The following is a 12,509-nucleotide window of genomic DNA, read 5'->3' on the forward strand; positions in this document are numbered from 1 at the left end:
ACTGGAGAAAATTCGCGCAATCATGGCACCTTTAACCAGGAGGGGCAAGATTTAATTCTTATGCACACTTGTTGCGGTTAAACAACACTGAAAATGAGAATCAGGTCATAATAATGCAATCTGACATAATAATTAACAGGAGCTAACGTGGTAATCGGACCTTTTATTAACGCCAGCGCCGTTTTGGTGGGTGGTGTTATTGGTGCCCTTCTTAGCCAACGTTTACCGGAACGGATTCGCGTCTCAATGACCTCAATTTTCGGTCTCGCGTCACTTGGCATTGGTATCTTACTGGTGGTCAAATGCGCCAATCTTCCGGTTATGGTGTTGGCAACGCTGGTCGGTGCGTTAATTGGTGAGTTTTGCTATCTGGAAAAGGGGATCAACAACGCCGTCGCGAAAGCGCAGACGCTCTTTATGCGCCCGGGTAAAAAGCAGCCCCATGAATCGTTTATCCAGAATTATGTCGCCATCATTGTTCTTTTCTGCGCCAGCGGTACGGGGATTTTTGGGGCGATGCGCGAAGAGATGACCGGCGATCCGAGTATCCTGATTGCTAAATCCTTCCTCGATTTCTTTACCGCCATGATTTTCGCCTGTTCGCTCGGTATCGCCGTTTCGGTTATCTCTGCCCCGATGCTGCTCATCCAGCTTTCACTGGCTACCTGCGCGGCGCTCATTTTGCCGCTCACCACCCCCGCGATGATGGCCGATTTCAGCTCGGTCGGGGGATTGCTGCTGGTCGCCACCGGTTTACGCATCTGCGGAATCAAAATGTTTGCCGTGGTCAATATGCTTCCGGCGCTGATCCTCGCCATGCCGATTTCCGCCGCCTGGACCGCGTATTTCGCTTGAGAATGCGTGCAATAACAGCAAAGTGGTGATAGATTGTGCAGTCTGCGTCGAATTGAAGAAATTTCGTTGACGAAATGAGGCGGATCGGTTTTAATGCGCCCCGTTGCCCGGATAGCTCAGTCGGTAGAGCAGGGGATTGAAAATCCCCGTGTCCTTGGTTCGATTCCGAGTCCGGGCACCAAAATTTAGTTTCATGACGTTCCTATAAGTCCTGAAACGTTAAAAAATCAGTAAGTTACGAAGAATCTGGAGTACCAACTGGTACTACCAGATTTTTTAATATCTATAGTTTATTTCGGGCCCGTCGATTCGATAAACTATGGAGCCCCTACAATATCCCTCACCGATACCGCCATCCGTAATGTAAAGCCGCTCGATAAATCCCTGAAACTCAGCGATGCGCAGGGTCTTTACCTGTTGATTAAGCCCAACGGCTCAAAACTCTGGCAACTCAAGTACCGCTTTGGCGGCAAGGAGAAAAAGCTGGCGTTTGGTGCTTATCCTGCCATTTCTCTGGCAAATGCCCACAAGATACGCGAGGAAACCCGCTCGGTATTGAGCGTGGGCAACGATCCCGGCGTGAAGAAACGGAAGGAAAAAACTCGATTCTCGTCCACAATATTGTTTGTTGTCTTTCCCTACCCGAGAATAAAATTCCAGAGAGCGACATTACCAGGGCCTGAAAGTCTATCCTCCTGATTATATCAGGGAGTATTGACATAATAGTTTGCCTGACCCCTTTTCTATGATAACAGATAAATGTATCTGCATCTTTCTTACCAATTTGTGCGTAAAACCTCGTCCAATATATAAGTAAATGCCCCATCAGCAACGGCACTAATAACAGACATTGTTGCTCAATTTAATGGAGATTATCGATATCTGAAAGGCCTGGTTAGCCGTCTTGCTGAGGACGCTTTTTCACGCGGCTTGCCATCACACTCACATTTTCTGAAGATATAGTCTTACATCAAATTTCTGGCAGGAAGACGTACCGTTTTTCCAGCCGCGATGCGCTCTCCCCTGACCATCCAGCCACCTTTATTACCATAAACGAGTTTTAACTGTATTGCTTTGTATTATCAACGGCCAGAGCCACTCCCTCACCTCCACCAATGCACAGGGCCGCAATTCCTTTCTGAAGCTTGTTACGCTTCATGTGGTGGATAAGTGTGACTAAAATGCGACACCCTGATGCGCCAATGGCGTGGCCCAGAGCAATGGCACCACCACAGGGATTGACCTTATCGACCGACACACCAACAGAATCCAGAACAGCCAGAGACTGCGCTGCAAAGGCTTCATTCGATTCAAGAACATCAATTTCGGCCGCCTCCCACTTCTGCTTCCCAAGACATGTCCTAATAGCTTCGATTGGTGCCGCCCCCATAATATCCGGGGAAATGCCTGTATTGCTAAAATACCCCAGACTGGCAATTACGGGCAGCCTGAGCTGCTCAGCTTTTTCTCTGCTGCACAGAAGGATTGCAGCAGCTCCATCGTTGAGAGTAGAAGAATTTCCCGCAGTAACGGTGCCATCCTTCTCAAAAACAGGTTTCAGCGTAGATAATTTCTCCAAACAGGTCTCCCGGATCCCTTCATCTTTATTGAAAAATACACTTTCTTTTCCTCTGCATGGGCATTCGACGGTGACAATTTCTTCGCTGAACCAGCCGTTACGTTGAGCGGCGGTTGCGCGCTGGTGGGACTGGAGCGCAAATTCATCCTGTCGGGTACGTTTAATGCCATATTGACGTGCCACATTTTCTGCCGTAACGCCCATATGAATATTAAAGTAAGCATCCCAAAGGCCATCATTGATGAGAGTATCCTTAATCTCACCGTGTCCCAACCGTTTCCCTGTTCGTGAAGAAGAAAGTATGTGAGGTGCCAGAGACATACTTTCCTGACCGCCAGCAATAATCATTTCGGCTTCTCCACACTGGATAGCTTGCATCGCCAGATGTACCGCCTTAAGGCCAGAGCCACAAACCTTATTGATAGTGAGTGTATTAACTGATGCAGGTAAACCGGCGAGTAATGCGGATTGACGGGCCGGATTCTGCCCACAACCAGCAGTCAGAACCTGCCCCATAATAACCTGATCGATTTCTTCAACCGGAATATGGTTATCCGCAATTAAAGCTCTGATAACCGTTGCACCCAGCGCTGTTGCTGGCAGTTTAGCCAGTGCGCCCTGAAAACTACCGGTAGCGGTCCGTTTAGCTGCAACCACGACGACTTCTCTCATGATAAATTTTTTCCTGATATTAATGTGAGTCATTTTCTTGCGCTGAGTCCAATATTCGGCGAAATACTTCAAGAGCATTCATACAGGCAGGAACTCCAGCGTAAATTGCCATCTGGATAATAATCTCAAGTAATTATTTTTAGTTACTCCGACGTTTAATGCGTTTTTCAAATGCAATTCAAGTTGCGAAATTACATTACCCAAAGAAATTAAAGAGGCAACAATTATCATTTCTCTCGTTTTCAGGTCCATATCGTCACGGGCAATAACAGAACCAAAAGCATAATAAGTGATTAAATTGGGTAATGTTTCGTCAAATTTTTTCAAATAATTATTAATGATATTCTTACAGTCATGGACTCAACAAGTCCATGACCACGCTTATTAATATATTGTTCTTTCATGAGATTATGCTCAGTCAACCAATGATGGTCCATTTATTGTTACGCGCATATTCAGCCAGAACTGATACACCTCCAATACATACCGGGTTACCGGTTACTGACAACATGGGAATATCCGAGATATCATCACCATAGCTAAAGCAGTTTTCCGGTAAAATATCTATCTTATTGAGATATGAGAGCACGGCCTCTTTTTTACCTTCTCCAATGGTCTGTAGTGAACCAATTTCACCTGTCAGTACATTATCTCCAGTCAACTGAAGACTCGTGCAAAGGATTGCATCCACGCCCAATTGTTCAGCCAGTGGTCTCAACAGAGGAAGCATAGAACCCGATACAAAAACAGTCTGATGACCGTTTTTTTTATGTTCTTTCAGAGCCGTAATTGTCGCCTGAATATACAATTCAGAATCACTAAAGAATTTATAAAACCATTTTTTACCTGCAGCATTTAAGGAATTTATATTGACCCCCTTGAATTGTAGATAATACATTTTATTCAATTTTTCCCGACTGACTCCCTGTTGTAGCGCATCAGTAAATTTCTCATTGAACTGATCATATTCATGCAGAGCAGAGCGACAATCACACCAGTATTTATAAAAATGAAACATGCTCTTTATTGTAATAACTGTTTCATCAACATCAAAAAAAGCCACGACCGATTTCATGTCATTACTCCGAGTTTCTGACTATTTTGTAATATTAAAATATAATGATTCAATTTTAAATCATGCCTGTGTAGTGAACTCACTGAATCCAGGGTTTTTTAATTTCAGATGAGCATGTACATCTCCCCCCAGACCATGTAAACCGATTGCTCCACCATAACTCTGTTGACCACTCATAAAGAGAACAACGACATTGATAATACGATTGCTGTCTTCGGATACCGGTGGAAACGGATCCACAAGTTCGGCCCAAAATTCGGCGTTTCCCACTGAATCTGTCATAATAATATTCGGGATACCCAATGGACCAGGACGACTCGGGTTATTCACTGCTAAATCCCGTTCACGCAGGCTCATTACAGTGTAAACGCTGTGAGGGACAAGATTCTGAAATCTGAATTCAAAGCGTACCCGCTTTTTATCTTCGGAAAGAGTTACTTTCAGTTCTCCGCTGGCCTTCAGCCAGTCTGCCAACGTAATCACCGGCAGTTTTCTCCGGCCATCAGTTACCCGATAATCTGCGATATGTCCTTCGTGCAAAGGTAACCTATTTCTGATCGCCTGCGTGGCGTCAGGACACTGCTCAGGAGCAAACAACATCGGGTAGTTATTTGCAGGCAGTGGTAGCGGTAACGTATGTAGAACGATTTGTTCAAGAGATTGCTCCGTAGCCCCTTCCAGTTCTTTTATTATGGTATACGGTTTAAATTGTCCAAACGGTGGTACCGGGGTTTTGCTGCTAACGATGGTTTTTCCCCAGTGAGTCCCCGTTTCGCGTAAGATCTGGCCGACAACAACGAAATTGCCTTCGCTATCCATAACCTCCGCAGGGGGGTATAAAGGCCCCTGAGTGGTTACGGCCAGCTGGTAATTCTGGCCGTAGATTGTCATTGTAAGTACCCAGTCCCTGCACTATGGCTATTCAGAATGCTGGTGAGTGCGTTACCCGCCAGGTCCGATTCTTTTAAGCTGATAACCTCAGAAGGATAAACGGTGAAACGTACAGACATACTGGAACACAGTTTTTTATTTTGTAATATGCTGATGGTGGCATTAAATCGGGAACGTCGATCGTTTATATCCTTTTCCGTCACCTCATAATGAATCGTGGCGGGAAGAGGAAACATGAAGCTGGAAAAATCGATATTCATGTTATTGATAACATAATATGAACTTCCTGCTTTGTCTGCCATGTAAAATTCTTCTGTCACAGCAATGAATGCCTGACGACTAGCTTCAACAAGGATCATCCCCTGCACATGCTGACCGGTTTGATGGTCAGACATCAACTCACTATTATCATTAATAATTAGAGGGAGAGTGAACATACTACTACTTATCTGACTACACGAACCAATTAGAGTATTATCTTTAACGCTCTTGTGTGCGTAAGTATTCATTTTCTCAGAAGCAAAACCTACCAATCGGCTAAGATTAATTTTTTGATTACTCGTTGGTTCATTACCATGATCTTTAACAATATCACGGAGGGTCTCCTGGCAGATACCTTGACCGGGAATAAATTCAGTGTTATCACCAAAGATAGTTTTGGGAATTTTTGTCAACATTTCTAACTGCCCGATTGTCACAACATTTTCATTTTGCGTAAAATTAATGAATTTATTACCAACAACCATTATTTTCCTTGTCATAATTCTATTTTTCCTGAACTGATATCATTAATGATTGATAGCGCGATAAATGCGGGTATACAAACCGCCATGTTCATTTGTGATGTAGTTATCAGCGTCACGTATGATCTGTTTATAACGATCATCAATAAATGATTCGACATAAACATCTTTATCAACATCAAAAGCAGAGACAAACATAACGCCAGGATGCCCGCTGATCAATGAATGGTATGATGCAAAACTAGTAATTTTATCTTTGTTCTCGTGGACAACTTTAAAGATAGTTTCCGCCCTCCAGGACCGATATGCCTCGTACTTTTCAGGTGGAACTTCAACGTGGCGTAGTTGAATATACCGGGTACGAGGAAGTTCATGTTGACTGTTAATGGGAGCTTCAACAAACTTAACAATTTCGCGGCTAATATCACCGTCCAGATAGGGCAGGAATGCTTTAAAATCAGACTCAAAGAGCACTTCATCATCACAAATTGCTTTCAGGTTATCGTATGCCCGTAACTCAACCAGTTCATTAGTGTCGAGTTCTTCCGACATATAAAAGTTTTTACCATAGTTAATACGTGGTATTTTCTTAATAACGCTAAGTTCGACACCAGGTTTCAGTGGATATGAAGAAATCAAAACATATTTAGCAGACATAGTAACACTCCGTTATAAAGTATAGTTTAGTAGGTTTAAATAATTATGCTCAGACTTGTTTTTTCAGAAAAAAAGATAGTTGTCCCTGCCCCAGAAGAACACCCAAAATGGTGATAACAGAACCGATTAACTGCACGTTTCCCGGGATTGTGCCAAACATAATTTGTACCATAATCGCAAATAGTGGAACAAAATTGAAGAATATCGAAGTTTTCCCTGGCCCGCGGGTCGAAATGCCAATAACCCAGAATAGATAGGCAAGTACAGATCCGGCTATCCCCATATACAACTCAGCCAGGTGGCTTACCACCGATGCGGTTGAAATCGTTCTGACCGGCTGTTCATAAATAAATGCTATCACACTAAGAATTATGGCACCAAATAGCATCGTCCATGCAGTAGTTTCCAGTGGTGTCGATTCTGATACCATTACTCGGGTCCCAACTGTATATACAGCCCAACCCAGACTACCGATAAAAATAATGATATCACCGTATGAAAATGTCAATTCCCCTCCCATCAGTATTTTTCCATTAGATATCACCATGGACACACCCAAAAGGCTTATCAACATCCCCAAAACCCGTATAAGCTGCGGCATTCGCTGGTTGAGAATTGCCTCTATAATATTAGCTGAAATAGGAGTTGTGGCCATAATCAGTGCCGCAGTTATCGGATTAGATGTCTGTAACCCGACAAAAAGAGCGCCGTTAAAACCCGCCACACCAATCGCACCAAGGAAAATAAAAGCCAGTAGGTTTTTTTTCAGTGTGTTTAATGTCATCAAATTTTTTAATGACATATAAATGAATATAACCATAACCGCGATCAGAAAACGTTCAGCAGAAGCTGTCCATGGTGGCATAGTAGATATTGCTAATTTTGTTGCCTGAAAATTCGACCCCCAGAACAGTGTCGCTAGTAATGTTAATATCACAGCAATTTTAGGTGACATTTTCATTTAATTCTGAACCTCATTATTCTTATACCAGAGCGGTGCATCAAGTCGCATCGAAGAGACGCATCCTGTTGATGGCATATTCAATACAAAACAGACCGCATTTGATACATCGTCTGGCGTGAGCATTTTTTTAAGTTGCTCAACAGAAAATTCACCTTTACTTCCTAAATGCCGACGAAATCCGGTATCCACTTTATCAACCTGCAATGCCGTTACTTTGATATTCTGTGGGAGGGCCCAGGCTCTAAGGCCACCGGTATATCCTTCCACGGCAAACTTCGATGCAGAGTAGGAAAGAAGATTTGGATTAAAATCTGTCCCCCATATTGATGAGATATTTACAATATCGGCCTGTGCTGATTTTTGTAAAAAAGGAATGACTAGTTGAGTTATTCTGAACATTCCTTGGACATTGACGTTGAACGTTTCACTCCACTCCTCAAGATTTGCAGTTAAAGGATCTCCGCCATAGCAAACCCCAGCAGCATTAATAAGAGTATCAATGCAACCAAACTGCTCTATTATCTTATTCACTGCAGCCTTACAACTTTCATCATTACGTAAATCAAGTTCTAACTTAAGTAATGCAAGGTGTTCTTCATGAACATCATGTAATTCAGTATCTGCTGCAGCGACCAGATGACCGTCATTCAGTAATTTCTTTACAACCGCAGCACCTATTCCACCATTAGCTCCCGTTACTAAAACTCGTCTTTTCTGTATCATATATATCCCTTAATTAACAAATAATCGATGAGAGGCAATCACTGCAATTAACGATTAAAAAAACCAATCATCCGTGAGTTGAATGTTTCCAATGATTTATTCAGCGAATTTATTCTTAAATAGTTTGCCACCTGTTAAATATATTTCTACTTGTTACGATGTGGGTGTAGGATAGACGTAAAGTGAATGGCCTGAAAATAGGTAATTATGGAAAGCAATTTTTCAATTTTGAAAAATAAGACACCCCATAAAATCATATGGGATGATATTCAAATTTTCCTGGCGGTTGCCCATGAAGGTACTCTGGGAAATGCAGCAAAGTCTCTTGGACTTGGCATCGCGACGGTAGGGCGAAGGATTGAGCGGCTGGAAGAATCTCTTGGACAGCGTCTTTTTGTCCACCATCAGTCCGGTTACAAACTAACAACGGAAGGTGCCGCGATGTTGCCAGAGGCCGAAAGTATAGAGGCATCGGTAAATGGCCTTCTTACTCGTGCCACAGAGCCAAAGGACGTTGTTGGTTCAGTAAGACTCGCCACCACGGATATGCTAGCTAATGAATTAATTTTACCCGCCCTGCATCAATTGCAGGAAAGCCATATGTCACTCAGTTTACAAATAGTCACTGACAGTAAAATCGTTAATATCCACCAGGTTGATGCTGATCTTGCGCTCCGACTAGTAAAACCTGAACGTGGTAATGTTACGGTCAGGCGTCTGGGTGTAATGGGATTTGGCCTCTATGGCAGTCATGCATATATCGACAATATTAAATTTAAGTCACAGGAAGAGCTTTATATACGAGGAAAGTTTATTGGATGGACAAAGCAACAGTCTCATCTACCAACAGCGAGATGGCTCACGGATAAACTGAATGGTAAGTCTCTGGCACTTGAAACATCTTCTCTCGCCACCCAGGTCGCTGCAGTAGATGCTGGCGCAGGTATTGCCCTTCTTCCTCATTTTGTGGCTAATCGCCGAGGGCTAATCTGTCTGGATATACCACCTGATATTGATTACCCTCTGTGGCTGGTAACCCATTCTGATTTGTCTCATACACCACGAGTACGCGCCGTATCAGAGTTTCTAACGAAAGTAATACACTCGAATAGCAACGTTCTTACAGGGCCGATTTCCATTTTTGAAAACTGGTTCCAACCAGAGAACGAACTTAGTAGATTTGGAGATGGACTGCCCCCGCCCCGGTATTCCTGACCGACAAAAAGCGGCGTCCTGCAATAGAGATATCACCAAAGCTCCCCATAGAACAGGAGCAGGAAGAACCCGCTACTGTTTTCAGTATGATGATGTATTGCCCCCCAACATTCACCGGGTGCCGTTCAGTCTCCTGAATACAGGGGTTAATCCTGACCCACGAGTCCTTTCTTTGAAAGCCTCAACAAAAGCAATACTGCAAGCGCAATAGGAATAAAAGTGAGCCAATTGAGGTTTATCCAACCGAGGGAGTGATACAACTGTCCGGATATCAGCGAGGCGATGGCAGAGGCACCAAAAACCAGCAGGTCATTCAATGATTGTACTTTACTGCGCTCACTTGCATGGTAGCACTCTGTCACCAACGCGGTCGCGCCAATAAAACTGAAGTTCCAGCCCAGCCCCAGTAACGCAAATCCACTCCAAAAAATGAATACGCTGTTGCCGATAAAATAACAAACGCTTGAGAGAGCAATAATTAGAAAACCAAGTATGGTGACAGGCAACTTACCATAGCGGGTCATGATCTTACCGGTAAAAAAGCTGGGGAGATACATCGCTAAAATATGCCACTGTACGCCCAACGTTGCATGATTGATTGAATGACCGGCGTCGACTATAGCCATCGACGTCACCGTCATCATAAACATCATCAAACCATAAGATGTTAATCCGGCAGTCACGGCGACAATAAAGCGGAAACTTTTTATAATCTGCAGAATTGTTCTTGGTTGCCTGGGAACGTTATTTTCCTGTCTTTCGCTTTGCTCCGTGATTTTATCCTCTTCAGGTACAACAAGCCCTGTCGTCAACCGGCCCACAGATAAAATCAAAATTATAGCGATGAGTGCCAGCACGGACTGGCTGAGAAAACTGCCGACCAAAGGAACGTCCAAAATGTCCTGTCCCAAAATAACCAGCTGCGGCCCTAATACAGCAGCAACCAGTCCCCCCTGCATCACCCGAGAAATCGCTTTTGGATGTGCCCATCCAGGAAGATAATCAATAGCTGCAAAACGGTAATTTTGTACGCAGGCGCCGTAGCCTCCCGCCAGGACTGCACCAATACAGAAATTCAGAAAAGAAGCGCTGTAAACGCCATAGGCTGCAAAAAGCCCTCCAATAGCAGCAATCAGCGCCCCCATCAGGTAAGTAGATTGCCGGCCAAAACGAGCAATTAAGTAGCCAACAGGCAAGGTTGCTAGCGCCATCCCTATGCTATAAAGTGAAACGGGCAATGTCGCTAAAGAAGGCGTGCTTGAAAGCTTTGCACCCACCATGCCTCCTAAAGAAATGATAATTGGGGAAGAGGATGCGCCAACTATCTGCATCAGGAATATCAGGTTTACGTAGTGCCATGCTCGTTGATCTATTTTCTCAGTATTATCCATGACCGTTTACTTAAAGTTAACAACTTTAGACTATTCCAGATGAAAGTTAACCACAGACAACCGTTTTCAAGAAGTACCAGTTTGAGCAAATTTTAATGGAACCAGTTGGGGAAAGTTCGAATGCTATACATTAAGTTTGATAGAATTCATGGTCATTCTTATTCAAAAAATATTTACAAGGATATACGCGAAAAGATACTTTCTGGTAACTTACGTACTGAAGAAAAACTTCCATCAACACGTGAGTGTTCTAAAAATTTGTCTGTTTCACGAAATACAATATTGACGGCTTATGAAATGTTAATTTCAGAAGGTCTTGTCGTGAGTAAGCCCGGGTCTGGTTTTTTTGTCAGTTCAGATATTATTGCTAAGAAACACTCCTTACAGGTTAATGATAGTTGTACCGCCTCGTTGTCAGATACATCAATACCGACGAATGCGATTAACTTTGACAGTGGGCTTCCTGCCTTAGATTTATTTCCCAAAAGAAAATGGAGTAACGCGGCAACAAAAGCGCTAAAAGAGGCGCCGATATCTGCGTTAGGTTACGATGATCCTCAAGGTAGGTCTGAGTTTAGAGACGTACTCAGAAAATATCTTCAACGCACACGCGGCATCGTCTGTGATGCGGACCAGATTATTGTTACCAACGGAACGAAACAAGGTTTAACATTGGTGGCAAAATGTCTGCTTGATGCACAAAGTGAAGTCTGGATTGAAAATCCAACTAACGACAATGTCAGGCAGATATTTTCTTATCACACGAATAATATCACGCCTTTTGAAGTCGATAAGGATGGTATACAACCTTGCTTATTATTCAAGAACAATAGCCCTACATTGATATTTATGACACCATCTCATCAATTTCCGATGGGGGGGCGGTTACCCATCAAAAGACGTCTGGAAGTGATTAAATTTGCCAGGGAGTATAAATGCTTTATATTAGAAGATGACTATGACAGCGAATTCACGTATGAGGGATCACCTGCAAATTCATTATTTGAACTTGATCCACAGCATGTGATTTACTCTGGCACGTTTAGTAAAGTATTGTTCCCTTCAATACGCCTCGGTTATCTTGTAGTCCCGCGTCATCTTGTAAGCAGAGTTCGGGAAATTAAACGACTAGCGGATCATCATTCAAATTCAATCACCCAACTAACGCTGATGCACTTCATCGAAAGTAAAGAACTTGAGCGTCATATCCGACGAATGAAAAGAGAGTATGGGAAACGACGAGAACAGTTACTTTTTCTCTTACATAAATATTTTGGAGAAAATATTAAAATACACGGCGATCGGGCCGGAATGCATGTTGTGGCAGAATTTAACGGCGTTATTTTTACGCAAAAAATCCTTCAACGATTGCAAGAAAAAGGTGTCTATGTTGTTCCTGTGGAAAAACACTCCATGTTAAAAGGGAAACATCAAAGTAAAATTATTTTGGGTTATGCACATCTTTCCTGTGAGATCATGGAAGCCGGATTGAATATAATCAAAGCGGAATTAAACCTCAGCGCAAGTTTATAAATTGCGGATTAAACGCTTACTGTCTCAGAGATAATCGTTAGGATTATTCACCTCAAATCCTTCAGGATACATTGATGCAAATCCACTCTCCGGATCAGACAAAATCGATATAGATAAATGGCCTTATTGCAATTAATTACTCTTTCATTAATTTCTATTTCATCTATTTATTTTCCATCTAGTTGTCTTTCATTTAGCATGACAACATTGG

General features: G+C 43.0%; 12 protein-coding genes, 1 tRNA gene and 1 pseudogene. 5 read left to right on the forward strand and 9 right to left on the reverse strand.

The window, feature by feature from the left end; genetic code table 11:
- Positions 1 to 147 precede the first annotated feature (147 nt).
- The 3 genes and pseudogenes from OGY35_RS04945 to OGY35_RS04955 form a co-directional block, all read left to right on the forward strand.
- The gene (locus OGY35_RS04945; RefSeq protein ID WP_286631574.1) at positions 148 to 855 is read left to right on the forward strand and encodes a DUF554 domain-containing protein; all 708 of its coding nucleotides are present in this window, start codon (positions 148 to 150) and stop codon (positions 853 to 855) included.
- Positions 856 to 960: 105 nt separating this feature from the next.
- Positions 961 to 1,036 (forward strand) — tRNA-Phe (locus tag OGY35_RS04950).
- Positions 1,037 to 1,188: 152 nt separating this feature from the next.
- Positions 1,189 to 1,455, forward strand: a pseudogene (locus OGY35_RS04955) (Arm DNA-binding domain-containing protein); the annotation flags it as partial.
- 460 nt (positions 1,456 to 1,915) lie between these two features.
- Here OGY35_RS04955 and OGY35_RS04960 read toward each other — a convergent pair.
- The 8 genes from OGY35_RS04960 to OGY35_RS04995 form a co-directional block, all read right to left on the reverse strand.
- Entirely contained in the window at positions 1,916 to 3,106 is a 1,191-nt protein-coding gene (locus tag OGY35_RS04960) for an acetyl-CoA C-acetyltransferase (protein WP_286631575.1), read from the reverse strand.
- A gap of 78 nt (positions 3,107 to 3,184) precedes the next feature.
- Positions 3,185 to 3,358: a carboxymuconolactone decarboxylase family protein gene (locus OGY35_RS04965; RefSeq protein WP_286631758.1), complete on the reverse strand. Its 174-nt coding sequence runs from the start codon at positions 3,356 to 3,358 to the stop codon at positions 3,185 to 3,187.
- Positions 3,359 to 3,524: 166 nt separating this feature from the next.
- The gene (locus OGY35_RS04970) at positions 3,525 to 4,181 is read right to left on the reverse strand and encodes an HAD family hydrolase (RefSeq protein WP_286631576.1); all 657 of its coding nucleotides are present in this window, start codon (positions 4,179 to 4,181) and stop codon (positions 3,525 to 3,527) included.
- 60 nt (positions 4,182 to 4,241) lie between these two features.
- Positions 4,242 to 5,000, reverse strand: coding sequence for a hypothetical protein (locus tag OGY35_RS04975; RefSeq protein ID WP_286631577.1), 759 nt, complete (start codon positions 4,998 to 5,000; stop codon positions 4,242 to 4,244).
- Between the two features lie 68 nt (positions 5,001 to 5,068).
- On the reverse strand, positions 5,069 to 5,818 hold the full coding sequence (locus OGY35_RS04980; RefSeq protein ID WP_286631578.1) for an AfsA-related hotdog domain-containing protein: 750 nt from the start codon (positions 5,816 to 5,818) through the stop codon (positions 5,069 to 5,071).
- 42 nt (positions 5,819 to 5,860) lie between these two features.
- Complete coding sequence (locus OGY35_RS04985; RefSeq protein ID WP_286631579.1) at positions 5,861 to 6,472, reverse strand: hypothetical protein; 612 nt, start codon at positions 6,470 to 6,472, stop codon at positions 5,861 to 5,863.
- 49 nt (positions 6,473 to 6,521) lie between these two features.
- Positions 6,522 to 7,433, reverse strand: coding sequence for a DMT family transporter (locus tag OGY35_RS04990; RefSeq protein WP_286631580.1), 912 nt, complete (start codon positions 7,431 to 7,433; stop codon positions 6,522 to 6,524).
- A complete protein-coding gene (locus OGY35_RS04995; protein WP_286631581.1) occupies positions 7,434 to 8,159 on the reverse strand; it encodes an SDR family oxidoreductase in 726 nt (241 codons plus the stop codon).
- Positions 8,160 to 8,366: 207 nt separating this feature from the next.
- Between OGY35_RS04995 and OGY35_RS05000 the strand changes: the two genes are divergently transcribed.
- A complete protein-coding gene (locus tag OGY35_RS05000) occupies positions 8,367 to 9,374 on the forward strand; it encodes a LysR family transcriptional regulator (protein WP_286631582.1) in 1,008 nt (335 codons plus the stop codon).
- Positions 9,375 to 9,520: 146 nt separating this feature from the next.
- On the opposite strand, the gene OGY35_RS05005 is transcribed toward OGY35_RS05000, so the two are convergent.
- Entirely contained in the window at positions 9,521 to 10,765 is a 1,245-nt protein-coding gene (locus OGY35_RS05005) for an MFS transporter (RefSeq protein ID WP_286631583.1), read from the reverse strand.
- 120 nt (positions 10,766 to 10,885) lie between these two features.
- On the opposite strand from OGY35_RS05005, the gene pdxR reads away from it, so the two are divergent.
- Positions 10,886 to 12,298 carry a MocR-like pyridoxine biosynthesis transcription factor PdxR gene (pdxR, locus tag OGY35_RS05010; RefSeq protein WP_286631584.1) on the forward strand — a complete coding sequence of 471 codons (1,413 nt, stop codon included), beginning with the start codon at positions 10,886 to 10,888 and terminating at the stop codon, positions 12,296 to 12,298.
- Positions 12,299 to 12,509: the final 211 nt, after the last annotated feature.

The sequence above is a fragment of the Citrobacter sp. Ct235 genome (assembly GCF_030332305.1).
GTDB classification, from domain to species: Bacteria; Pseudomonadota; Gammaproteobacteria; order Enterobacterales; family Enterobacteriaceae; genus Citrobacter_A; species Citrobacter_A telavivensis.

Bases quoted from the DNA above. Each gene is read 5' to 3' on its own strand.
- OGY35_RS04985 (WP_286631579.1), bottom strand. From the start codon at position 6,472: ATGTCTGCTAAATATGTTTTGATTTCTTCATATCCACTGAAACCTGGT.
- OGY35_RS04990 (WP_286631580.1), bottom strand. From the start codon at position 7,433: ATGAAAATGTCACCTAAAATTGCTGTGATATTAACATTACTAGCGACA.
- OGY35_RS04995 (WP_286631581.1), bottom strand. From the start codon at position 8,159: ATGATACAGAAAAGACGAGTTTTAGTAACGGGAGCTAATGGTGGAATA.
- OGY35_RS04970 (WP_286631576.1), bottom strand. From the start codon at position 4,181: ATGAAATCGGTCGTGGCTTTTTTTGATGTTGATGAAACAGTTATTACA.
- OGY35_RS05005 (WP_286631583.1), bottom strand. From the start codon at position 10,765: ATGGATAATACTGAGAAAATAGATCAACGAGCATGGCACTACGTAAAC.
- pdxR (WP_286631584.1), top strand. From the start codon at position 10,886: ATGCTATACATTAAGTTTGATAGAATTCATGGTCATTCTTATTCAAAA.
- OGY35_RS04980 (WP_286631578.1), bottom strand. From the start codon at position 5,818: ATGGTTGTTGGTAATAAATTCATTAATTTTACGCAAAATGAAAATGTT.
- OGY35_RS04960 (WP_286631575.1), bottom strand. From the start codon at position 3,106: ATGAGAGAAGTCGTCGTGGTTGCAGCTAAACGGACCGCTACCGGTAGT.
- OGY35_RS05000 (WP_286631582.1), top strand. From the start codon at position 8,367: ATGGAAAGCAATTTTTCAATTTTGAAAAATAAGACACCCCATAAAATC.
- OGY35_RS04965 (WP_286631758.1), bottom strand. From the start codon at position 3,358: ATGGACCTGAAAACGAGAGAAATGATAATTGTTGCCTCTTTAATTTCT.
- OGY35_RS04975 (WP_286631577.1), bottom strand. From the start codon at position 5,000: ATGGATAGCGAAGGCAATTTCGTTGTTGTCGGCCAGATCTTACGCGAA.